Genomic DNA, 24,699 nt, shown 5'->3' on the forward strand with positions numbered 1-24,699 from the left:
CGTCCCCTTCAACAGCATCGTGCCCCCGTGCTGGGGCCTTGCTATCAATAGCCGAGCGTCAAGTCGACCTGATGTTGCAGTGATTCACCGCGTTGCCAGCGCCCGAGATTGGCGATGAACCGCTCCGCCGCGCGCACGAACATCTTGTTTTGCGCCCGCCCCGACAAATGCATCGTGAGATGCGCGTTCGGCAGCGCCCATAAGGGGTGTTCGAGCGGCAATGGTTCGGGCGTCGTGACATCGAGAAATGCCGCCGCAATGCGCTTGTCGGTTAAGGCCGCGATCAGCGCATCCTGATCGATCACCGTCCCGCGGGCGACGTTGACGATCATGGCGGAGGATTTCATCGCGGCGAGTTCAGCGGCGCCGATCATCCCGTCGGTATCGGGCGTCGCGGGAACCGCAAGGATGATCCAGTCGAACTCGCCGAGGCGCGGGCGCCAATCTTTCGGGCCGATCTCTCCCGCACCCGGCGTTCGGCGAACTGTGACGACGTCAATGTCGAACGCTTCCAGCCGCGTGCGGACCAAGGTGCCGATCGCCCCGGCCCCGAGCAGCAGCGCCTTGCTACCCGCAAGTTCGATCTTGCCCGGCGAATCCTGCAGCCATTCGTGCCGGTCACGCGCTCGAACTACATCGTCATATCCCTTGGCGACGGTCAGCATCCCCATCACCACATATTCGGCGATCGTCAGGGCATTGATCCCCGCACCGTTGGTGACGACGGTGCCGCGTTCGCGCAGCAGGTCGAGCGGCATGCCGTCCACGCCCGCATAGACTGACGTTAGCCACTTCAGATTGGTGGCGCGGCTGATCGCTTCGGCCATTTCCGCCTTGTCGTACATGTCCAGCCAGCCGATTTCAGCGTCCGGCGCAAAGTCGAACGCGTCCGCCTTCGACGCAAACCAGCGTGCCTCTACGCCTTTCGGGAGATGGGGTTCAAGCAACGGGCGAGCCAAAGCGGGTAGCACGGCGATGGTCACAGGCTTGGTCTCCAATCCCAACCCAATGGGTCACCGTCCATCACATCGACGCCCTTTGCGATAAGTTCGTCGCGCAACACGTCCGAACGGGCAAAGTCCTTATTGGCGCGGGCGTCCTTGCGGGCGGCAAGGGCCGTTTCGATGGCTTCTTCGGCGATGGTTGCGCTCTTTGGGCGCACGCGAAGGTCGGCGCGGGTCAGGCCGTCAAGGCGTAAGCCGAAAACCTGATCCATATGTTCCACGAGGTGAAGGCGCAGCGCCGCCGAAAATGCCTTGGTCGTCAGCGCTTCTTCGAGCAGCGGAAGTGCCTTGGGCAGGTTCAAATCGTCCGCCACCGCGTCAGCGAACCGATCGAGTAACGCTTGGGCGGCGGCAGTGACGGCAACGTCGCTATCGGCTTTTGTGCGCAATGATTCGAGCTGCATCACCATCCGCTTGAGCCGGGTAAGCGCGGCGAGCAGGTTCTCCCCTGAAAACTCCAACTCGCTACGGTAATGCGCGCCGAGGCACATCAGGCGATAGGCGAGGGGGTGGACGCCCTTGTCGACGATGCTGGCCAGCGTCGCGAACTCGCCTTTGGATTTCGACATTTTCCCGTCACGCATGACCAGAAAATTATTGTGCATCCACCAATTGGCGCCGGTGCAATCGGTACCGGTGAATGCCTGGTTTTGCGCGATTTCGTTGGGATGATGAATCTCGCGATGATCGATCCCGCCGGTGTGGATGTCGAATTGCTGACCGAGATAGTCGATCGACATCACCGAACATTCGAGGTGCCAGCCTGGCGCGCCTTTGCCCCAGGGCGAATCCCATTCCATCTGCCGTTGTTCGCCCGGTGGTGATGCGCGCCAGATCGCAAAATCGGAGGCATGGCGCTTGCCGTCGACATCCCCGATGCGGCTTTCGACCGGACCCGCGGCGTGGCCCGCGAGCCGCCCGTAGTCAGGGACGGTCGACGTGTCGAAATACAAGCCGGTCGGCAGCGCGTAACAATGTTCGTCGGCAATCTTCTGTCCGAATTCGATCATCTGGGGGACATGTTCGGTGGCAACGGTCCAACGGCTCGGTTCGTGGATGTTAAGCGCGGCGACATCGGCCTTGAAAGCTTGCGTGTAATGCGCGGCGATATCCCAGATCGATTTTGATTCGCGCGCCGCCGCGGTCTCCATCTTGTCGTCGCCGGCATCGGCGTCCGACGTCAGATGGCCGACATCGGTGATGTTGATGACGTGCGTCACCTCCAGCCCCGACAGGCGCAACGCGCGCGTCAACGTGTCGGTGAAGACATAGGCGCGCAGGTTTCCGAGATGCGCGTAATGATAGACCGTCGGCCCGCACGAATAAACGCGCGTATGGCCGGCCTCGATCGGCACGAAATCACGGACCGAGCGGGTGAGGCTGTCGAATAAGCGAAGCGGCGGCATCACCGCCCTCTCGCGGACCCTAGGGCTTGGTGCAAGTCTCGGTCGCTGGATCGCACTCCTTGCCGTCCTTGTCGGCCAGCAGATCGTCATTGCCAGAACCCGTCACCGGATCCTCGATCAGCGGTTGGCCGATCAGCGAATTGAAGCCCGGCAATTCGACCAGCACGTCGGGCGTGTTGATCGCGTTGGTCGCGGCCTCAAGCGCGTCGTCAAGCAGGTCGGACGCCTCGATCGTGTCGCGCGCGACGCTGCCCGGCTCGATCAGGTCGGGGATCGCGTTGCAATTGCCCCCGCTCGAAATCGCGCAGCCGTTGATCGACGACCCGGCGACCAAAGCGGTCGGGACATTGGCGCTGCCGATCCCTACCAGTGGGATCAGGGCCGTACCGGTAATGAAGCCGCCGGTGGCGGCGGTCGAGACCTGTCGCCCGTTGATCGCCACGGTGACGGGTGTGCCGGCGTTCGACACGATGTTCAGCCCGCCGCTGCCAACGGTGAAGCCACGCCGCGCATCGGCCATGTTCGTACCGAGTGCCGGCGCGCCGCCGGTGTTCTGGACGAACAGGCCGTGGCCGATGCTGATGTTGACGGCGTTCGCGGCAAAGAAGCCGGTATCGTCGGTCGCGCCCGGATTGGTCGCGAGCAGATTGCCCTGGGCCTTGGCGTCGGCGGCGTTGGCGAGCGACGTGAGCGTCGTCGCGTCGCTGGCGATGATATCCGCTGCCGTCAGCACCAGCGTGCCGGCGAGGTCGGTGCCGTTGACCACGGCGGCCGAGCCGCCCGGACGAATCTCGATCGCAGGACCGCCACTGAGTTCGAGGCGGTTGCCGCTGTTCGCACTGGCCAGCTTGACCGCGCCGGTGACGCGCATCGTGCCGGAGGTCTGGAACCGCAGCGTGCCCGCATTGCCGAGATTGCCCGTTGCCTGTTGCCCCTGGCCCGCCGCGCTGAGCGTAAGCGTGTCGAGCGTCATCGACGGCGTGGCATTGGGGTCGATCGCGTCGCTGCCCTGACCGTTGGTCGCAGTGGCGATGGTGATGTTGTTGGCAAAGGCGCGCAGCAGCTCCGACTCGCTCAGGCGATAGCCGGTGCCCGTCGAGCTGCCGCCAATGACGCTGCTGCCGGCGATGCTGGTGAAGGTTAGCTGGCTGGTGCCCGTGACGCTGCCGATGCGCGCCGTGCCGCCGATGGCGATGTCCGCGGAGCGGATGCCGATCGTCGGCGCGGTCATCGTGCCGTTGAGCGTAGCCAGCGTCCCTGCGCTCAGATTGATCGCATTGCTGGCAGTGGCGTTGCCGAGCGTGATCGAACCAGCCGCCGTCAGCGTGGCCGCAGTCGGGTTCGACTGTCCGCCGATAGACCCGACCGTCACATTGCCGCCGCTGCTGGCCAGGATCAGCGCCCCTGCGGCGGTGGCCGAGGTAATGCTGAGATTGCCGGCGGACGCAATATCGACATCGCCGGTCGAAGACTGGATCTGATTGAGCGTCAACGCGCCGGGGGTGCGGAGGAAGATCGATCCCGCGTTGACGATCAGATTGCCGGTCGTAACCTCGGTATTCACACGGACCGCGCTGCTCGGCGCATTCAGCGTCGCGGTGCCCGTCGATCGCAGCGTGCCCAGCGTGATGCCCGACGGCGCGGTGATCGTCGTCGCGCCGCCCGACACCAAAGTCGTGCCGGTGACGGTCGTGCCCGCCGCGATCGTCGTCGCGCCCGCCGAATTGATCGTGGTGAAGCCGAGCGCCCCCGCCGTGCCGATATCGATCGCCCCGCTGGTCGAAATCAGCGAGGCGGCGTTGAAGCTACCTAGCGAGCGGAGATAGAGCGACGATCCGCTGGCCGTTAGGCTCGAAGATGCGAGGTCGTTCGAAATGCGCACCGCGCCGTTCGAATTCAGCGCCGCCGCGCCCACGGCGCGCAGATTGGCAATGTCGATTCCACCCGGCGCGGTGACACTGATCGCGCCACCGGAGGAGAGGGTGGTGCCGGTGGCGCTCGTTGCGCTGACCAGAGTGGCGTCGCCGCCGCTGGCCAAATTGGTGAAGCCGAGCGCGCCGCTCGACGAGCGCGCGTCGAGCGTGCCGCTCGCGCTGCCCGTGCCGAGCGCCAGACTCGTGCCGCGCAGTGTCAGGGCACCCGCCGTCGCCGCCAGGTTCGACGCGTTGAGCGTACCGGGTGCGGTCAGCGCAATGCTGCGCCCGGTGGCAACTGTATCGCTTGCCGTGTCGTTGCCGACGGTCAGCGCGCCATTAATCGCGGACAGCATCGCTGCGCCGCCGGACAGGTTCGTCAAAGACATATTGCCGGTGTCGGCGGTCAAAACGCTGCCGGCGCTGCCCGAAACATTGGTCGCAGTCAGTGACCCGACTCGAACATCGAGCATACCCGCGGTCGCGGCAAGGATTCCGGCAGTCAGTCCCGCGGTGCCGCGCAACTTCACGCTGCGGGCCGAGGCATCGAGCGACTCGACGGCAACGCCGCTCGCATCGATCGCGCCCGCGGCGGCAGACAGGATGGTAGTGCCGCCTGCCAGCGACGCCACGGTCAGATCGCCGTTGGTGCTGGACAGTGTGGCCGCGCCGGTGGCCGACGCCGTGCCAAGCGTCAAATTGCCTGCGCTGGCGACGTCGATGCTGCCTGCTGTGGCGACAACGCTGGTCACCGCCAAGGGCCCCGTGGCGCGCAGGCGGACCGAACGTGCGATCGCGCTGTAATTGCCCGTGCCGACGCCCGTTGCATCGATCGTGCCGTTGGCGGCCGACAAAGTCCCTATGCCTGCGACGGTAATGCCGGTCAGCGTGACGCCGGTCGAACCATCGACAATCGCCGCGCCTCCGCTGTTCAACATGCCGCCGGTAACGGTCGTTCCCGTCAACGTCGTCGAGCCGCCGCTCGACAGGGTCGTGAATCCCACAGCGCCGCCGCTGAGAATGCTGAGGGTGGTCGCGGCGTTGGCCGTGCCCAGTGTAATGTCGCCGCCGAAGTTGAGGTCGAGCAAGCCACCGGTGGCGTTCAAGCTGCTCGCGCTGAATGTCCCCGCACCGCCAAGCTTGATCGCGCTGGCGGTAACGCTGACGTTGCTGCCGACCAGTCCAGACACATCGACGAGGCCGTTGGCTGCGGAAAGTTGGCCTGTGCCGGTGACATTGAGGCCCGAGAGCGTGATGCCATTCGGCGCCGTCAGCGTGGCATTGCCACCGACATTGACCGTGCCGCCCGCGATGATAGTGGCCGCCGACAATTGGGTGTCGCCGTCGCTGGACAATGCGCCGATGGAGATGTCAGCGGCCGTCGCAGTACCGCGGATCTTGCCGCTGGCGGTCGCGGTGCCGAGGGCGAGGCGCGTTCCGCTAAGCGTTACATCACTCGCGGTGGCGGTCAGGCTGCTAGCAACAAGCGCGCCAGCCGAAGTCAACGAAATACTACGCCCGGTGGCGATCACGTCATTCGCCGCTAGGCCGGTAACCAGGACAGCGCCGTTGCTCGCCGCGAGCGATGCGGTGCCAGAGGTTGACAGGCCGGTGAGGGAGATCCCGTTCATGGCCGTGAGCCCCGCGCTGCCGCCAGCGGTGAGCATACCGCCGCTGATCGTCGTCGCGCCCAGCGTCGCGTTGCCGCCGCTGGTCAGGGTGGTGAAGCCGAGCGTGCCGCCGCTGACCACGTTCAGCGTGGTCGCCGCGCTGGCCGTGCCCAGCGTGATGCCGCCTCCAAAGTTGAGGTCGAGCAGCCCACCCGTCGCACTCAGGTTGTTCGCGGCGAACGCGCCGGTGCCCGACAATCGGATCGCGCTCGCATTGGCGGTGACGTTGCTGCCGACCAACCCCGATACCTGAATGAGGCCGTTGGGCGCGCTGAGCTGGCTGGTGCCCGACACATTCAGCCCGGTGAGCGTGATGCCTCCGGGCGCGGTCAACGTGGCGTTGCCGCCCGCGACCAGTGTGCCGCCTGTAATCGTCGTCGCCGCCGACAAGGTCGCGTCGCTTCCGGCGCTGGCGGTGGAGAAGCCGAGCGAGCCGCCCGTGCTGGCCAGCGTCAGCGCGGTGTTCGCGCTCGCGGTGCCGATCGCCAGATTGCCCGTGGTCGATACGTTTGCCGCGCCGACCGTCGCTTGAACGCCGGTCAGCGTCACCGCGCCGAGAGATTTGAGCGTCACCGCTTGCCCGGCGATTGTGCCGCTACTCGCGCGCAGATCGGTGCCGACCGTGACGTTGCCGTTGAGCGACGTGATGTTCGCCGCGCCGGTGCTGATCGTCGCGACATTGATGGCACCCGGCGCCGTCAGTGTTGCATTCGCCGCGGTCAGGCTGTTGCCCGAGAGTCCGGCACCCGAATTGAGCGTGGCATTGCCACCCGCATTGAGCGTGGTGAAGCCCAACGCGCCGTTGCTCGTCGCCAGCGTGACCAGACCGCTGGCCTGAACCGTCGCCGCAGTGAGTGTACCCGCGGCTACATCTACATCGCCCGCGGTCGCGCGGAGCAGCGACGCGGTGAGGGGCCCCGTAGCGCGCAGGAACACCGAGCGTCCGTCGGCGGACAGCGACGTCGCGGTCAGGTTGTTGCTGACGTTGATCGCGCCCGATGCGGCGTTGAGCGCGACTTGCGCCTGTCCGGCGACCGTCGAAATGGCGACGCCGTTGGTGCCGGTGATCGCTGCATTGCCCGTCGAAATAAGTTGCGTGCCATTGATCGTCCCACCCGCGGTGAGGGTAGTCGCGCCGCCCGAAGTCAGCGTGCCGAACCCCAAAATACCGCCGGTGCTGGCCGCCGCCAGCGAGGTTGTCGCGCTGCCGGTGCCGATCGTCAGATTGCCCGCGGAGAGTATGTCGAGCGCCCCCGCAGTCGCCTGGGCATTGGTGATGTTCAGCGCGCCCGTCGCGCGCAGCCGCACGCTTTGCGCCGTGGCGGTCAGCGCGCTGGCCGCCGCGTTGATGCCGATGTCGATCGCGCCGCCGGTGGCGGAGAAGTTGCTGGTGCCGGTGCTGGTCGCGGTGGCGATGGTGATCCCGCCCGGCGCGGTCACGCTGCTATTGCCGCCCGACGTCAACGTCGTGCCCGCGATGGTGCTGGCGGCGATCAGGGTGGCATTGCCGCCGGCCTGCGCGGTGGAGAAGGTGATGCCGCCCTGGACAGCGCGCGCGTTGAACGTGCCGGTGGCGTCCGCCGTGCCGAGTGCGAGCTGCGCGCCGCGGACATCGATATCGCCCGCCGTCGCGCTTAGCTGACTCGCCGAGAGCACCGTGGGTGAGGTGAGGGTGATACCGCGCGCGGTGGCGGTGACGTTGCCCGCATTGACGTTGGTTGCGCTGATCAACCCGTTGGTGGCGAGGATCGCCGCGGTGCCAGTGGTCGACAAACCGGTCAGCGTGACACCGTTAAGCCCATTGAGGGTCGCCGCATTCGCGCTCAGCGTGCCGCCGGTAATCGTCGTCGCGGCGGACAATGCGGCATTGCTGCCCGCGACCAGCGTCGTGAAGCCCAGCGATCCACCGGTGCTGCCCAGCGTGAGCGCCGATTTGGCGTTGGCCGCGCTGACCACCATGTTGCCGCCGGTCTGAACGTCGATGCCGCCGACGCTGGAGACCAGGTTGGTCACCGTTAGCGCACCCGGGCCACGCAGGAAAATGTCGCGCGCGGTGGCGGTCAGCCCGTTGCTGGCGACGCCGGTGACGTTGATGTTGCCCCCGGTCGCGCTGAGCGACGCGGTGCCGCCGGTCGTCAAGCCGGTGAGGGTAATTCCGCCCGGTGCGACCAGGATCGCATTCGTGCTGGCGGAAATCGCGCTGCCGGAGATGGCGCCGCCCGCTTGCGCGTCGAACACGCCTGCGGTTGCCTGGCCGCTCAGGCCGTTCAATGAACCCGTCGATCGCAACGTGACACTGCGACCAATGACGTTGAGGCCGGGCGAGGTGATGTTGCTTGAGACAAGCACTGCGCCATTCGCGGCGTTGAGCATGCTGGCCGCACCGGCGCTGAGCGTCGACAGCGTGACGCCACCCGGTGCGGTGATCGCCACCGCGCCGGTCGCCGTGGCGCTGGTGCCGGAGAAGCTCGCGGCAGTGATGTCGATGTTTCCAGCGGTGGCGTTGAGCGTCGGGGCAAGGATCGCCTTGTTGCTGGATAGGGCGATCGATTGTCCGCTCGCGGTCACGCTGGGCGCATCCAGCTGGGTGTAAACCTGAACGCCGCCATTGGGCGCGGAGAGGGCCACTGCCCCGGTCGATACCAGGGTGCCGACACCGATACCGGCATCGCCACTGAGTGTCGTGGTGGCACCCGAATTGATCGAGGTGGCGGAAATGCCTCCGCCGGTCGCGGTCAGCTGAGTGAAATCGCCAGTGGTCAGCGACACGAATTGGATCGTCTGCCCGGTCACGTCGGCATGACCGCCAGCGCTCGAATTGCCGAGGTCGGCAAGCCCCGCGACGTTGATGTCGATATCGCCGCCAGTGATGATCGAGTGGAGTCCGGTCATGAAGCTTGCGCCGTTGACCAGCAAATTGCCCGTGGTCTCGGCATGCGTCAGCGTGACCGCGCCCGCCGCATTGACGGTGATGGAGCCCGGCGTGCCGAATGGCACATTGCCGACCGACCCGACGCTGACCGAGCTGCCGGTCGAGGTGAGCGATATGGACACGCCGTCATTGACTTCGATCTGGCCGAAATTGATCGCGTTCGTCGTCGACAGGATCAAATCGCCGCTGCCCAACCTGAGCCGGTCGGAGACATTGAAGGTGCTGAAGCTCTCACCAGCGGGTATGAACTGGCCGCCGATGACCAGGTTGGCGAGCGTCACGCCGCCGGGCGCGCCCAGCACCAGATCGTAGGTCGCCAGCACGCTGCCCTGCGGTCCGAACAATGCCCCGCCCGCGATCAGCGAGAAGTCGTTGTCGCCCTGCAAGGTGACCGGGCCGTCGAGGACGATGTTCCCGTTGGTGGACGTCACGTGGAAATAATCGGTGCCCTCGATCGTGAGGGCATTGCTGCCGTCGCCGAAGTGAATGTCGCCGAGGGCGTTGATCGTCAGGTTGCTGACCGACAACGGCCCCGTCAGCGACGCCGCCAGCGGCGCACCACGCACGCCGATTTGAACCGTGCTGCCTGCATTGAGACCGCCGAGGCAGATCAGCCCTTCGGTGCAGCCGGTGCGAAGACGGCCGAAATCGTCGGAGCCGCCATTGGTCGCATTGAAAATGTCCGCGCGGATATATTGCGCCGATGCCGTGGAATCGGTGGCGTCGATCGCCGCGCCAGCGATGCTGATCGAGCCGTTATTCGCATCGAGGTTCCCGCCGATCACCACCGAGCTGATATCGCCCGGCGAAAGACCGAAATTGCGCGGGTTCGACCCGGCCTCGATGGTCAGCATGCCGTTCTGGTTGAACGGATCGAACTGGCCATAGCCGTTTTCGGCGAGCGGCGTGCGTCCGGCAAAGACGTTCACGCCGCTCCCGATGGTCACATCGCCATCGGCGAACAAGCCGACACGATTGTCCGCGCGGAGATTGCCACCTGAATAGATCGACACGTCGTTGCTGGCGGTCAGCGTGATGCTGCCGGTCGCATCAAGCGTGCCGAGAACCGTCAGATTGCCATATTGTGGCGGGAAAAACTCGTTGAACGGGTCGCCGCCACCGGCTGCGCGAATTTCCGCGCCGTGCGGGCCGTTGGAGTCCGCATAAGTCGAACCACCGGAGACGTGCGCGCTGCCCAGCGTCACGTCGTTCGTCGCCGCGATGTCGATCAGGTCGACCGCACCGAGGCGCGCTGAGCCGGTGTCGATATAGCTGCGCGATTTCAGGGTGATGGTGTTGGCGTTGAGCGTATCGAGGCCATCGGGCAGGAAGTCATGGCTGATCGTAATGTCTTCGTTCGCTTGCGCGTTGAAGCTCGCACCGCCGAGGATCGACGCATTGTCGCTCAAGGCGAGGTCGATGCTGCCCGACGATATCAAGAACGTATCGCCGAGATCGAGGCTCGCGTTCGTACCGGAAATGCTGATCAGGCCGCCATAGCCACGATCATGCATGTCGCCGGCATGGGCTTCCAGCCCGCCGAAGGTCAGATGGCTGTTCGCGTCAGCTGCGCCGATCCGAATTTCTCCGGGTCCGTCTTCGACCAGAATTTCCCCGCCACTGATCGATCCCGCGCTATACAGAATCGTATAGCCAGTCGACAAAGTGCCGCCGCCGGTTTCGTCCGATCGCGCAGTGATCGAAATCAAACCGCCTTGCGTCTGGCCATAGGCCCCATCGGATCCGAAATTGCCGGAGCTCCCGTAGAAACCCTGGTTGCCGGACGGACCGATATTCTCCTGCGCGCCATAACCGCCTTCGCCGCCATTGCCGCCTTGGCCGCCACCACCGGCATAGCCGAATTGGCCGCCCGTCCGCGACACGGCGGTGGCAAATGCCGACAGATTCCCGGTCGTGATCGACCCGCCATGGGCGTCGAGCGCGAATTCACCGCCGATGGCGTTCGCGCCGTCGCCACCGATGCCGCCGTCGCCACCACTGCCGCCGCTGCCGCCCATCCCGCCCGTGCCGGGATTGACGAATGTGCCGTTGCCATTGTCGAGCCCGAGACCGCCCATGCCGCCGGGTCCACCCATGCCGCCATAGCCGCCTTCGCCGCCGCTGCCCGAATATCCGGCGGCGGCGAACAGGTCCACGTTGAGATCACCCAAGGCAACGACGGCACCCGAAAGGCTGTTGACGGCAAAACGTCCGCCGGTCGCGGAGCCGCCGCGCGCACCACTGCCACCGGTACCACCGGTACCTCCGGTGCCGCCCATTTGTCCGTCTTGGCCGGTCCCGCCGTCCGCGCCGGTGACGCCCGTGACCCCGGTCCCGCCCATGCCTCCGGAGCCGCCGACGCCGCCGGCGGTGCTCAAATCGAGCGAGAATTGCGGCAGGGTGATGAACCCGCGGTCGCTGGCAGTGAAGACCAACTGTCCGCCGGTCGCGCCGCCACCATTTCCGCCGTTCCCGCCCGTTGCCCCGGTATAGCCGCCAGGGGCGCCTGACCTTCCGTCGCCGCCCAACGCCCGCAGGTAGAAGCTCACCGCCGACGAATTGGACCCGTCCAATGATCCTTGGCCGACAGATATGTTGAGTATGCCGGCGGTGGCTGCGCCGCCAGCGCCGCCATTGCCGCGACCTACGAAGCTATCTGAGCCTGCACCACCGAGAGCCTGCGCGTTGAACGACGCCCCATCGGACGGCAGGGTGAGGACGCTGGCGGCCCCTGACAGCCGCACGTCCATAGCGCCCGCCAGCGCTGTGCCGCCCGCGACACCCGAGGCCAGCGCGCTGTCCGCGGCGTTGCCGCCAATCGCGCTCGAATCGAGCGACAGAGTCGATGGCGCGATCGTGCTTGCCCCGACCTGCATGGTCAGCGCGCCGGCAGTCGCATTGCCGCCAAGCCCGCCCGTTTGGCCGCTTCCACCCCCGCCACCCACGGCATAAGACGCAACAGCGATGTCACCGAAACTGCTTTCGGCGCCGGAAATATTGAGCACGGCAGCCGCGCCGGTCGCGTTGCCGCCGTTGCCGCCACGACGGTCGGTCTCGGCATTGCCGATACTGGATGCGTCGACACTGCCGCCCGCGCCGCCAGTCGCGGTCGAACCAAGGGTGATAGTATTGATGGTCGAGTTGTCGGCAAACAGGTCGAGCGTCGCCGTGCCGGCCGTCGCGCTGCCGCCATCGCCCGCGCCCGACACTAAAGAAGTGCCACAATTATAGCTGCAATACAGGCTGGAACCGCCCCCGCCGCCCGTCGCGGTGCCATAGACCAGCAACGAGCCGTTGAGCTGGGTAAAGTCGAAAGAAGCATGGGCGGTGCCGCCCTGCGCCGATCCGCCGGCCGCGCCGTCGGCCGTTTGGCCGCTCCCGCCGAACCCGCCAACGCCGCTGGCGTCGATTTGGATTTCGCCGCCGAGGCTGCCCCCGGTCGCGTTGATCAGGGCCATCCCGCCGGTGCCAGATCCGCCACGCGCGGCGAGGCTGTCCCCGCCGGATTCGCCGGGTTGATAATCCCGGCCGCTGCCGCCGCTGCCCGTGGCCAAGACGGAGATCGAACTGCTGTTGATCGTGCTGTTGCTGGTGCCGAGCGACGCTGTGCCGCCGAACGCGTTGCCGCCAGCCCTGGTCACATCGTTGAAGTTCGACGCTCCGCTGCCACCAATGGCGCTAGTGTCGAGCAGCAGGCCGCTGCCCGCGTTGATCGTCGAATTGAACAGCGTCGCGGTGACCGTCCCGCCGCGGATGTTGCCCTGCGCCCCGACATCGCCGCCCTTTTCGGGATCGGTCCGCCCGGTCGCGCTCAGGGTGACCGAGCTGAACGTCAGCGTCGCCGAAGTCGCCGCCGTTCCCATGTCGAGCGTGACAGAACCACCGGTCGCATCGCCGCTGCGTGCCTGATCGACGACAGCGCCGAAATTGCCAAGGTCGGTCGATCCGGCAACCGCGTTCGCCCGCGCCTGAAAATAGCCGGCTACCGAGGGATCGATCAGGCCGCTCGGGAAATCGACGACGATCGAGCCGCCCAGCGCATTGCCGCCGATCGCGCCACCGCCACCGACCGCATTGGTGTTGAGATCGACATACGATGGCGCGATGATCGAAGAGGCTGAGACGCCCAACGTGATCGACCCGCTGGTCGCCGCGCCGCCATGGCCGAACGCCTCCGCGATATGATCGCCATCGGCGTCGTAATTCAGGTTGCTGCTACCACCGCGCGCCTGCGCCGACAAAGCCAGGTCCGAGTTGAATGCAGAGCCATTGCCCAGAGTGAAGGCGATGACGCCGCCGGTCGCGATCCCGCCATCGCCGGTATACGAAAAGCCGCCCGATGTATCGGCGTCGGCATTGAAATTATTGTCGACCGTCAGGGTGGCATTGTCGAGCAGCAGGCTAACATTGCCGCCCGTCGCCAAGCCGCCATTACCGCCGACGCCACCGATCTGATCGTAATTGCTGCCTGCAGCCGCGCCTGTGCTGGCGGTCATCGCGCCGATGGCGGTGGTCGAGTTCAGGAAGTTGAGCTGAATAGTGCCGCCGGTCGCCGCTCCGCCACTGCCGAGGCCTCGTCCATCCGCGCCGTTGGCCCTGGCGCTGATGAACAAGCCAAAGCTTTCGATCGTGCCGGCATCGTTGTCGATCCGTACAGTGCCGCCGGTGCCCGAACCGCCGGCCGCATTTTCGCCATAGCCGGTTTCACCCGCCGTGCCTTCCGCGTTGGCGTAGATATTGTCGGCATGCAGGCCGTCATTAGCAACGGTATTCTTGACGTTGATCGTGGTCAGTCCGCCAAGTCCGGCACCACCCTGATCGTCGCCACGTCCGCCAAAGCCGGATGCGCTCAGCGACAGGGTGTTCGGCGTGGAGATGCGGCCATTGTCGATCGTGATCGACACGGTACCGCCCTGGGTGTTTTCACCGATGCTCGGCTGGACCTGACTAACCCCGTCGGCGCCGAGCGTGATATCGTTGCCGGCGTCGATCGATCCGCCGTTGCTCGCCGACAGGCGCGCCGTGCCGCCCAGCAACGGACGGGTGGCATCAAGGGTGAGAAAACCGCCAATACCCACCGATGCCGCATTGGCATCGACCAGCAAATTGGGTCCCTGAAGCAGGACATTGTCGGAGAAGTTAGTAGACTGTGCCGTGCCCGGCTTGATCGTGATCGTGTCGGTCGCGGCGGCGCGGAAGGACGATGTGACGTTGCCACCGGTAACTAATATGCTCGCCAGCTTGGGCTCGGTATAATTGATCTGCGCATTGCCGTTGATCAGATTGATGCCCGCCGACAGGACGACGACGCCGTTTTCCATACTCGCCGATGCCGCAGGCTGATAACCGACCGTGCCGCTGAGCAGCATCGAAATCGCCTGGTTCTTGGGCATCGCCGCGAGGAAGATGCCGTTATTCGTAAATTCACCGTTGGTGCTGCTCGTCGTGCCGGTGTGGCTCAGCACATTACCGCTGGCCGACGTGCCGCCGTTCGCCAGGAAGTTGATGTCGAACAGTCCGGAATTGATCCGCACATCGACACTTTCGCCTGTGATATAACCGACCGAACCCGTCGTCTGAACCGTGCCCGCCATCGACACCACCGGCGCGACCAAGGCAAGGTAAGACCCCGAGCCGAGCGTGTTGATACGCGCACCGCTTTGGATGTCTATTTTCGACTGGCGACCCGCAGCTTCGGCCACGAAATGGAGTGTGTTGTCGTTGCCAAACAGATTGCCACCGGTCGCGGCGCCCGCGATATCGCTGGCGGTCAGCACGAGGTTGCCGACGTTGAACGTCGCCGTCGGCCCGGCAATGATGCCGCCCGGCGAATAAAACCATACTGCACTATTCGATGGCGCCGTGACCGATCCGTTGAAAACGATTGGACGGGTGTGATCCGACGGCAGGACCCGGTTGAGAACAGTGAAGCTGGCGCCGCCATAACCGGACTCGAACGATGCGGTACGTCCGGTCGGCAAAAAATTTATCGGGCCGGGCGGCAATTGGCCATAACCCGTTTCCGGGTTCCAATTGATGATCGCCTGCGCCGAACTGACGGTAATATGATCGATCGTCGACGAGCGGCTGATGGAGACATTGCCCGAAACCGTCGTCGAAGACCCCTGCAACGCCCGGTCGGGATAGCTTTGGGCATGCGCATGGCCGGCCAAAGCCGTCGCCATTGCGCAGCCGGTGAGCAGGCGCGTACGCCGGCCGGGAAGAGTCATCGCCATGGCAAAAGCCTTGTTGTGAGCGTCAGGAGAAAACGGGTATCGCCGCGCCGCGTCTGCAATCCGGCACGCCGCAACGGAACCGCAGCGGTGCCATCGACCTGGAACCGGTCGCCGAACGCGACACGCACGCCACCGCCCGCCGATTGCAGCTTTTCGGGATCGAGGCCGTTCGACGCGCTGTCCTTGTTCCAGACCCACGCCGCGTCGAAAAAGCCATAGCCTTGCACGGCGAACGATTTTGCCGAACGCGGGATCAGCGAACCGTATGCGATCTCGCTGCGAAACCCGACGCCGCTGTCGCCGATGATCGTGCCCGGATCGAAACCGCGGCCGACGGTGTAATTGCCTGCTGAAAATTCTTCGTAGCTGAATAGCGCATGCGGCGCATATTGCGCGCGTGGTTGCAGACTGAAGGTCAGGCGCGGGATCGGCCGGAATTCCGCTACCGCAGAAATGCGCCCGACGAACGCAGTCGGATCGCCCTCGGTGCGGCTCGGCAGCACCATGCCGGCGCACGCGGCGAACGGCGCACCGCCGCAGCCGTCGGATGCGCCGAGCAGACCCAACCCCTGACGCAGTTCCACGCCACCCAGGATACGCCACCGCGGCTCGGCAGAGCTATAGCCGCGCGTGCTGGCGATGCTATCAGGATCAACCGCATCGTAATCTAGGCGCGCAAATGCAACGCGCAAGCGGTCGCGGGTCAATGGTAAGGTGCTCAAGCGGCTGGTCTGATTGATGAAATCGAGCCCGCCCGCGACATATAAATCGTGGTTCTGGCGGCGGATGATCGGATAACGCAATCGGGCCGTCGCGGTGAATGTGCGGCTGCGCAGGTCGAACGTCGGCCCCAGTGACGGGCGCGTCCAGGCGTAATTGCCATCAAGCCCGAACGTCAGCCCATCACCGCCGATGCGGATTTCCTCACCCGCCTGCAGCACTTGCTGTTCGCGCGTCTGCGCGGTCGAGAAAATACCGAGCGTCGTGCGATCACCCAGACCGAGCAGCCCGTTGAGGCGCAATTGCAACGTGCCACCCCAACGACCAACCTCGTGGCTGCCGTAATTCTGGAAGTTCGCATCGAGTTCGATCGGCACGCGCACCACGCGCGCTTCGCCGATGACTTCGCCCGGCACGGTCCCGGCAGGACGCAACGCGAGGCGCACATCGATCCCCGGCAAGTCGCGCGCCAGCAGCAGATAGCGCTCGGCTTCGATGACGTTGAACACCGGCTGGCGCTGGATGGCCGCCAAATAGCGCTGGATCACGCCCTCCGAAGCGCCGGCATCGCCGCGCACCTGAATACCGACCAGTTTGGCGAGCAGCACGTCGAAATGGACGACGCCGTTTTCGATGCGCTGCGCCGGCACTTGCACCGCCGCAAGATAGCCGGCGCGCCGCAGGATCGTCGCCGCACGGTCGCGGATTTCGCAAACTTCGGCGATGGCCAGCGTCTTGCCGATCGCATCGCCATAAGCCGGTCGCAACATCGCCGGATCGATCGGACCCAGCCCGTTGAATTCGACCTGCGACAGCGTCACCCGGACATCGGCATAAGCCGGGTCGGCGAGCGGGCAGGGCGCGCGCTCGATTTCGCCCTCGACGGTTACCCGGCCCGTGGGTGGCGCCGTCGGCGCAACGGGAATTCTCTGGATTTCTTCGCGGGTCGGCACGGGCGGTGCGCTTTGGGCAAGCGCCGCCCCGCCCGCCATCGCGGGCACCAACGCCATTAATGCTCCAACCCTCGATCGCATGCTTCCCCCATGGGCTCTTTACCAACAGAGCCATGTCTGACGCCGACGGCGCGACCAACGCCAACGTCACCACTAACGCGCTCGTTCTTGCGAGTCGCGGGCGCGGCCGACCGATCTGGCTTAACCGCTAAGCCATTTCATCTCAAACGCTTAGTTACCCGGTAGGCGTAGCTTGCCCAGCCTCAACCAACTGGTCCAGCTGGCGCGTACACCCCTTTGCGATCAGCGCGGCACCAACGGCGTCCGCCGAATCACCAGCGTTGCCGATCGGCTGCACCACGATCTCGACCGGCGCGCCGTTTGGTGCTGCCAGGCGATAACGGGCACCTGCGGTCAGCGGCAACTGCGCGGGCCAGGGCCGAACGCTCTGTCCGGCGGCAAAATCGAGCGGCACGTTCTTGCCGCCGCTCCAGATCGAATAGCTGGCGGCGCTCGTCATGTCTGGACGCCACACATTGGTCGCAGCGGGATCCGTGACGCACATGGTGCCACCACGGCTGGCATCGACATACCATAGATTCGGCGATTTGGCTGGACCGGTCAGTGCGCCGCGTACGGCTCCGGTGCGCACCTGACGCGCGCCGCTGGAGCGGATCAATGCACCCAATGCCGAAGGTGCCACCGACGCTGTGCCCCCGGCAATCGCGTGAACCCCTGCGCCGGACAGAGTGTGCGTGCCCTTCGCGTCGAGCAGAACCAGGGTGTCACCCGGCTTCAGCGTGATCGCCGCGGCGGTGATCGCTTTTCCCGGCGGATACATGGTGGCGGACGGTCCGCTGGCGCGGACGACGATGGTGCCGGCGAGCGCGCCGGTGGCAATCATACCCGCGGCAAGCGCGGCAAGTTTCGATGCAGATTTAATCAAGGACAAAATAGCCTCCCTCGGCCTCATGTTCGAGACGATACACCAAGTTACGCAGCGGGGCATCATCTGGATGGTTAATCGAGTCTCGTTCTAGGTCAGCGCGCGCCGTCGCGTCACCCCGAACCGCAGCATCGACCTTGTGCGCAAAGGCTGTCCGCTTTTCCGCCAACAGGTTAGGGACCGGCTCCCAAATCGAGATCGGCGTCGCCCGGCCGCGCAGCACCACCCGCCCAAGGGGACGGAAAATCGGTACCCCCGCCCGTGCGACGAGCTCGCCGGACGCGAGGACATTGGTCTTGGTCTGCTTGTTCGCCGATTCGAGTCGCGCGGCGGTGTTCATGGCATCGCCCAGCGCCGTATACTGGATGCGACCTTCGCCGCCAAAATTGCCGACGATCGCTTCGCCATAATGAATGCCGACGCGGGTCTTGCCGATCGCCGGCACGCCCTCGGGTGCCTCGGCGCGAAAGCGTTCGCCCGCTTCGTGCATCGCCAAAGCGGCCGCCACCGCGCGCGCGCCATCGTCTTCGCGCGCAATCGGCGCGCCCCAGAACGCGACCACGGCGTCGCCGACGAACTTGTCGATCGTCCCGCCTTGCCCCAGCACCACGTCCGACAACATGTCGAGATAGCGGTTGAGCAGCGTCGCGACCATCTCTGGTTCGATCGCGTGGCTCAACTTGGTAAAACCCTCCAGGTCGGTGAAGACCACGTAGATCGGGCGCTTTTCGCCGGTCAGGCTCAAACTGTCGGGGTTGCGCAGGATCTCGGCGGCAATATCGCGCGGAAGGTATTTACCCAACGCCGATTGGGCGAAACGCCGTTGTTCACCGCTCAAGGCTCGCGCCGCCGATCCGGCCGCGAGGAACGCGATCACCCAACCGACGCCCCAACCGAATTGCGGCAGGGTCTGGGTGTCCAGCCCGATCATTTCGGCACCCACAGGCAAGGAAGCGAAGAGTGCACCTTGCGCCAACACGAACAACGCGACCCCCCAGACCGGCAACCCGCTCAACGCAGTGAGTGCGCCTGCAAGCACAACCAGCAAGGCGCAGGCCCAGATTGCCGTATCGGGCATCGCCTGTTTCCAACGCCCGTCGAGCAACTGCGCCAACATATGCGCGTGGACCTCGAGCCCGATCGTCTGGCCGTTGCGCGGGCGATCCTCGAGCGGGACACCGTTCGAGTCGGTCGCCTTGTCGATGTACCAAGTCATCGGTGTCGCAAATTGGTCGGTGTCGATAATGTCGCCGCCGATCAGGACGTAGCGACCGGCAATCTGATCCTTTAACGCCATCGCAACGTCCGGATTGGCGAGCAGGTCGATCGGCAGCTTGGTAAACACCGGTCGCGATGCGTCCTGCGCCAGCCGGTAAGCGATTGCCCGGTTATAATTGCGCAGGCTTTCCGGGGCGCCCGTCATCGCATTAGAAAGCAATGGAGGCAGGCTGCGCGGCTGTTCGGGCCAACTGCGCATCGTGCCGTCGAGATCGGGAAGAAAGAAGACGCTCGCCGGATGGACCGCTCCGCCGGCGATAGAGCGCTGGAAATTCGACAGAAATTGCTCCTGCCAGTCGCGCATATTGGCGTTGTTGGTATTGTGAGAGGCGAACGCGAGGTAGGTCGGCGTCTTCATGGCGCGAAAGGCATCGATCAGTTGCTGGTCCTCAGGCTGTGCCTGGTCGATCAGAATATCGATCCCGATCGACTTCGCGCCCATCCCGTCGAGCGCGGTCAAAGCCTTGGCAAGGATTGCGCGATCGAGTGGTGACCGTTTGGCAGTCGCAGCGAGCGTCTCGTCGGTGTAGGTCACAAGGACGATACGCGGGTCCTGAGCCACGCGGGGCGCGGTGGCGACGGCGCGCAGATCGTACAGCGATCGCTCTGCAGTTACGGCGAGGGGGATTTCCCAGCTGTACCGCGCAAACAACAGTGACGCGATCAACAGCATCCCCGTCGCACCGCTCCGCAACCAGCCGAGCGACCGCGTGGTTTGGCTCAGCCGTGTCGAAAAGGCATTCAACGTCCGGCGAGGAGCGTTCGGCTGCCGTCGCCGACGATCGCAAAGCCCGACCAGTAATAGGGATGGCTGGTCTGCGGATCGTCCATCAGCTTGACCTCGGCTTGACGCAACGCATCGCCGACGGTGTCGCCCTTGCCTTCGAACAGGCCGGTGATCAGGCGTTTGGTCGCGTTGAAATCGTCCGGGGCGGGCCAGTGGCTGGCGATCACGGCGCGACCGCCCGCTCCGATGAACGCGCGGACCAGCCCGTCGAGCGCATTGCCGCCACCCGTCGTCACGCCTGCTTCGCGCGTCGCGGCGATGGTTGCCTTGCCCGCCGTATCGCACGCGGAAAGGATGACGAGGTCGGCGTCGATCTTGAGGTCATAAATCTCGCGGAAAGATAGCAGCCCGTCCGATCCCGCAGCGCCGAAACTGGTCAGCAGGGCAGGGCGCGCCGGGCATTCGGGACGCGGTGCCGTCACCAGCCCGTGCGTCGCGAAATGCAGGATCCGATAATTGGCCAGGTCGGGCCGCGTCATCACCGCCTGGTCGGTGAAATCCGCGCCGGTGACGACTGCGGACTGGCTCGCGCCGACGATCATCGCCGCCTGATGCAATTCGTCGGCGCTGATCGGCTTGTCCCATTCGGCCTTGGGCCAGTTGCAATCGACGGCGCCCACGCCACTCAGCCCGCGCGTCGAGGCGCGGGTGACATTGGCGGTCAGCGGGGCATTATTTCCGAAGCCGAGGTATTGTTTCTGCGCGGTCGAGGCCGGTGCACCGCGCGCATCGCGGAACGACCGCGCCGACACGGCCGTGCTAACCGAAGCCGAGCGCCCGAGCCATTTGATCCCGGTAAAATCGAACTCGTCGGCATTGGGCCGCGCCGTCCGCGCCTTATATGCCGCCACGCTCGCGTCGTCGGCGACCAGCAGGTTGATCGGGAGGCGCAGCATCGCGCCATCGGGTTCGAAGATGATGTGTTTCGCGGTCGCCAGTTCGTCCGCATAGGGTCCGAACAACGCTACAAACAGCTTGCGGCTGGCCGCGACGTCGAACGGGTAGGTGTTGAGCTGCCCATTTTCCTCGACGACGATGGTCGAGCGGAGTTCATCGACGGCGGTGTCGAGTTGGTCCGGCGACATGCCGATGCGCCACGCGCGCGCACCATTCACGGTTACGCCCAGCGCATAGGCGTTGCCACCCGCGATCAGCATTTTGACATAGGCTTCACCCGGCTTCAGCGCGGTCTGCAGAGCGGGAAGCGTCAGCACGGACGAATCGAGCGCGCGATATTGCGGAAACGCGCCGAGTTCGGCCTGCGTCGCAGTCTGTTGGTCGGTGAAGGTCTTGAGGTCGCGTTCCAGCGTGGCGATCGCCGCACCGGTCGCAGCATCGCGCTGGGGCAGCGCGACAAGCGTGGCGAGTTCGACGCGGGTACGCTCGATATCGCGTTCCAGCGTGCGCGCCTGACGGAACAGGCGCGATCCTTCGCCCGCGCCTTCGCTGAGCTCGCGCGCGAGGATCGCCTGCGTATCGGCGACGCCTGGGCGCACCAGCGCTTGCGTCGCCATAAAGAAATCACCCGCCAGCGCCGGTCGCGCAGCCATGTCGTCGATCAACAGACCGAGATATGGATTGAGCAGATTACCGAGGCCGGTAACCGAATTGCGCGTCGTCGCCGAAGCCTGCACGACCTGCGCATACATCGTCAGCGCCTCTTCGCGCTTGCCGTGGCGCGCGAGATAGGCCGCGAGCCGCGCCTTGGCGCCATTGACGGCCGCCGTTTCGGGATAGCGTGTTTCGAGCAACGCCAGCGCGGTGCGCAGCTTGGCTTCGCCACCACTGACGTCGCCCGTCGCTTCGTCGACCAACCCTTCGTCGGATGCGATCTGCGCGCGCAATCGGGTGATCGAGACGACGCGACCGCCACGGACCGCCACGGCTTCGCGCTCGGCTCCCGCCAATTCTGTGCGGGCGCCGGCATAGTCGCCTTTCAGGCGCAGCGCCGTGCCGCGAATCTGCCGTGCCTGTGCATCGAGGATGCGCGCGCGTTCATCGGCCGACAATTGCGACGATTCGCTCGCCCCCAGACGCTGGGCCACCGGAATGCCGGAATTGATCTCGGCCGCCACCTGAGCGCCGATCTCGATCGCGCTCGACGTAAACTCGGTCGGGGCGCCGATCGGCGCAACCGGCTGGTTCAGGCGCAACAAAGCGCCATCGAAACGCCGTTGGTTGAGCAGGTGAATCGCTTCGAAATTGCGCCGCAACCGGCTCTGCACCCGGTCGTTGCTCGCGACCTTGCGAGCTTGCGCGAACAGTTCGTCGGCCTCGCCGAAATCGCCCAGATTAGATTTCTGCAGCGCGCGATTGATCAGATATTCGGCCGACTTTCCGCCAGCATCATCATCGGCAACGCGCGACTGCAGCGTGTCGAAAAACTCCGCCGCCTCGGCATAATTGCCGCTGTTGTTCCGGCGATAACCCTCCGCAAGCGCTTGTTCGGGATCGAGCGTGCCCGCCTGAACCCGCGCAAAAGCGACCGGATCGATGACGTTGGTCGTGGCGACCGTGACCTTTCCCGCGACCGGACGGTCGGCGACCACGGTGCGCAGCGCGAGCTCAAGCGCGCTGTCATATCCGCCGAGCCCTTCGGCGACATAGGTGATCCGCCCGCGATGGTATTGATAGACATGATAGGCGACGTTCGCGCCTTTCAACCGGCATTGCAGGACGGGCAGTTTGCCCAGATCGGCGACATCGACGTCCATCGTTTGTCCGCCGCATTCGACATCCTGCGCGCGCACCGCGGCCAACCGCTGGGCTGCATCGCCCGGAGAGACGCGCAGCGCGCGAACCTGTCCGACCGCGCGTGCGGCATCGCGGCAGACGATCGACCAGGTGCGATCGAACATGCCCGTCGTTGCGGCGTCGCGGACTCGCGATTGAACCTGGCACAGCACGCCGCCGCCGGTGCCGAGGCGAAAGCTGTCGGCGAGGCTGGGACGCACCGATTGCGCGCTCGCGGGCGCGCTCACTACGATCAGGCTTGTCGCGATAATAAGTGCAGCGCGCATATGGCCTCCCCAAGCCGAATCATCGGCAGTCTAACGGCTGGCGCGCCCGTTGCCAGTATGGAGGCCCGAGCCGGAATCGAACCGGCGTGCAAGGATTTGCAGTCCTCTGCGTAACCACTCCGCCATCGGGCCCGCGATGCGTGGATCGTCGCGCCGCCTAGCCAGCGTGGGCGCGCTTGGCAATGCCGCGAAGGACTTAGCCGCGGGCCAGTGTCCCGATGTGCCGCACCGCGAGCGCATAGCCCTGCGCCCCGAGACCCGAGATGATTCCGGTGGACACGGCCGTCATGATCGATTTGGCGCGCCATGCCTCATCGCGGCGATGGATGTTCGACAAATGCACCTCGATCACCGGGCAATCCACCGCCTTCAGCGCGTCAAGCACGGGAAAAGCGGCGTAACTGAACGCGGCTGGATTGATGACGATGCCGGCAGCGCCTTTTCGCGCGGCCTGGATCAATTCGACCATTTCATGTTCGGCATTGGTCTGGCGGAACACGACCTCCAACCCGTGCGCGTCGGCTTCGGCCCGGCACAAGGTTTCGATATCCGCGAGCGTAGTGCGGCCATAAATTTCGGGCTCTCGCTCGCCCAGCAGATTGAGGTTCGGGCCATTGAGGATGTGAACCGTCTTGGTCATGTGGTCGCATCAGCCCCCTTGCCTTTGCACGTTCGTTAGCGGAACGACTCCACGCTGCAAAGGAGACAGCTTTCGTGAAGACCCGTGCCGCCGTCGCGTTCGAGCCGAAGAAGCCGCTAGAGATCGTCGAACTCGATCTGGAAGGCCCGAAGGCGGGCGAGGTGCTGGTCGAGATCATGGCGACAGGCATTTGTCACACCGATGCCTACACGCTCGACGGGCTGGACAGCGAGGGGCTGTTCCCCAGCGTGCTTGGCCATGAAGGTGCCGGGATCGTCCGCGAAGTCGGCGCGGGCGTGACCAGCGTGAAGCCGGGCGATCACGTCATTCCGCTTTACACACCGGAATGCCGTCAGTGTAAGTCGTGTCTCAGCGGCAAGACCAACCTCTGCACCGCGATCCGCGCGACGCAGGGGAAGGGGCTGATGCCCGACGGCACGACGCGGTTCAGCTACAAGGGCCAGAGCATCTTCCACTACATGGGTTGCTCGACGTTTTCGAACTTCACCGTGCTGCCTGAGATCGCGGTTGCAAAAATCCGCGAGGACGCACCGTTCAACAGCGCCTGTTATGTCGGCTGCGGCGTGACCACGGGCGTCGGCGCAGTGGTCAACACGGCCAAGGTGCAAGTGGGTGAGAACGTCGTCGTCTTCGGCCTTGGCGGCATCGGGCTCAACGTCATTCAGGGCGCCAGGCTGGCCGGTGCCAGCGTCATCGTCGGTGTCGACATCAATCCCGACCGCGAGGACTGGGGTCGTCGCTTCGGCATGACGCACTTCCTCAATTCCAAAGGGCTGAGTCGCGAGGAGACGGTCGCCAAAGTCGTCGCGCTGACCGATGGCGGTGCGGATTATACCTTCGATGCGACCGGCAATACCGACGTGATGCGCACCGCACTCGAGGCGAGCCATCGTGGCTGGGGCACCTCGATCATCATCGGTGTGGCCGAAGCGGGCAGGGAGATCAGCACACGGCCGTTCCAGCTGGTCACCGGTCGCAACTGGCGCGGCACCGCGTTCGGCGGCGCCAAGGGGCGCACCGACGTGCCCAAGATCGTCGACTGGTATATGAACGGCAAGATCGAAATCGACCCGATGATCACCCACGTCCTGTCACTCGACGAGATCAACAAGGGGTTCGACCTGATGCACGCGGGCGAAAGCATCCGCAGCGTCGTGGTTTACTGAGGCAAAA

Annotated in this window: 9 protein-coding genes and 1 tRNA gene; 1 reads left to right on the forward strand and 9 read right to left on the reverse strand. The window is 65.1% G+C overall.

The window, feature by feature from the left end; genetic code table 11:
- Positions 1-44: 44 nt before the first annotated feature.
- The 9 genes from ACM9ME_RS01730 to ACM9ME_RS01770 form a co-directional block, all read right to left on the reverse strand.
- Entirely contained in the window at positions 45-983 is a 939-nt protein-coding gene (locus ACM9ME_RS01730; RefSeq protein ID WP_415641679.1) for a D-2-hydroxyacid dehydrogenase, read from the reverse strand.
- Entirely contained in the window at positions 980-2,410 is a 1,431-nt protein-coding gene (gene cysS, locus ACM9ME_RS01735; protein WP_415641680.1) for a cysteine--tRNA ligase, read from the reverse strand. Before cysS ends, ACM9ME_RS01730 begins: the two co-directional genes overlap by 4 nt.
- 19 nt (positions 2,411-2,429) lie before the next feature.
- Positions 2,430-15,161: a beta strand repeat-containing protein gene (locus tag ACM9ME_RS01740; RefSeq protein WP_415641681.1), complete on the reverse strand. Its 12,732-nt coding sequence runs from the start codon at positions 15,159-15,161 to the stop codon at positions 2,430-2,432.
- Positions 15,152-16,891, reverse strand: a complete 1,740-nt coding sequence (locus tag ACM9ME_RS01745; protein ID WP_415641682.1) for a ShlB/FhaC/HecB family hemolysin secretion/activation protein — start codon at positions 16,889-16,891, stop codon at positions 15,152-15,154. The genes ACM9ME_RS01740 and ACM9ME_RS01745 overlap by 10 nt, the downstream gene beginning before the upstream one ends.
- 178 nt (positions 16,892-17,069) lie before the next feature.
- Complete coding sequence (locus ACM9ME_RS01750) at positions 17,070-17,786, reverse strand: hypothetical protein (RefSeq protein ID WP_415641683.1); 717 nt, start codon at positions 17,784-17,786, stop codon at positions 17,070-17,072.
- Positions 17,773-19,731, reverse strand: a complete 1,959-nt coding sequence (locus ACM9ME_RS01755) for a CHASE2 domain-containing protein (protein WP_415641684.1) — start codon at positions 19,729-19,731, stop codon at positions 17,773-17,775. Before ACM9ME_RS01755 ends, ACM9ME_RS01750 begins: the two co-directional genes overlap by 14 nt.
- Positions 19,732-19,799: 68 nt before the next feature.
- The gene (locus ACM9ME_RS01760; protein WP_415641685.1) at positions 19,800-22,865 is read right to left on the reverse strand and encodes a CHAT domain-containing protein; all 3,066 of its coding nucleotides are present in this window, start codon (positions 22,863-22,865) and stop codon (positions 19,800-19,802) included.
- A 58-nt stretch (positions 22,866-22,923) separates the two neighbouring features.
- Positions 22,924-22,997 (reverse strand) — tRNA-Cys (locus ACM9ME_RS01765).
- A gap of 64 nt (positions 22,998-23,061) precedes the next feature.
- Positions 23,062-23,505 carry a type II 3-dehydroquinate dehydratase gene (locus ACM9ME_RS01770; RefSeq protein ID WP_415641686.1) on the reverse strand — a complete coding sequence of 148 codons (444 nt, stop codon included), beginning with the start codon at positions 23,503-23,505 and terminating at the stop codon, positions 23,062-23,064.
- Positions 23,506-23,579: 74 nt separating this feature from the next.
- On the opposite strand from ACM9ME_RS01770, the gene ACM9ME_RS01775 reads away from it, so the two are divergent.
- Positions 23,580-24,692 carry an S-(hydroxymethyl)glutathione dehydrogenase/class III alcohol dehydrogenase gene (locus ACM9ME_RS01775; RefSeq protein ID WP_415641687.1) on the forward strand — a complete coding sequence of 371 codons (1,113 nt, stop codon included), beginning with the start codon at positions 23,580-23,582 and terminating at the stop codon, positions 24,690-24,692.
- Positions 24,693-24,699 lie beyond the last annotated feature (7 nt).

Source organism: Sphingomonas antarctica, assembly GCF_965137005.1.
Lineage (GTDB): Bacteria > Pseudomonadota > Alphaproteobacteria > Sphingomonadales > Sphingomonadaceae > Sphingomonas_O > Sphingomonas_O antarctica.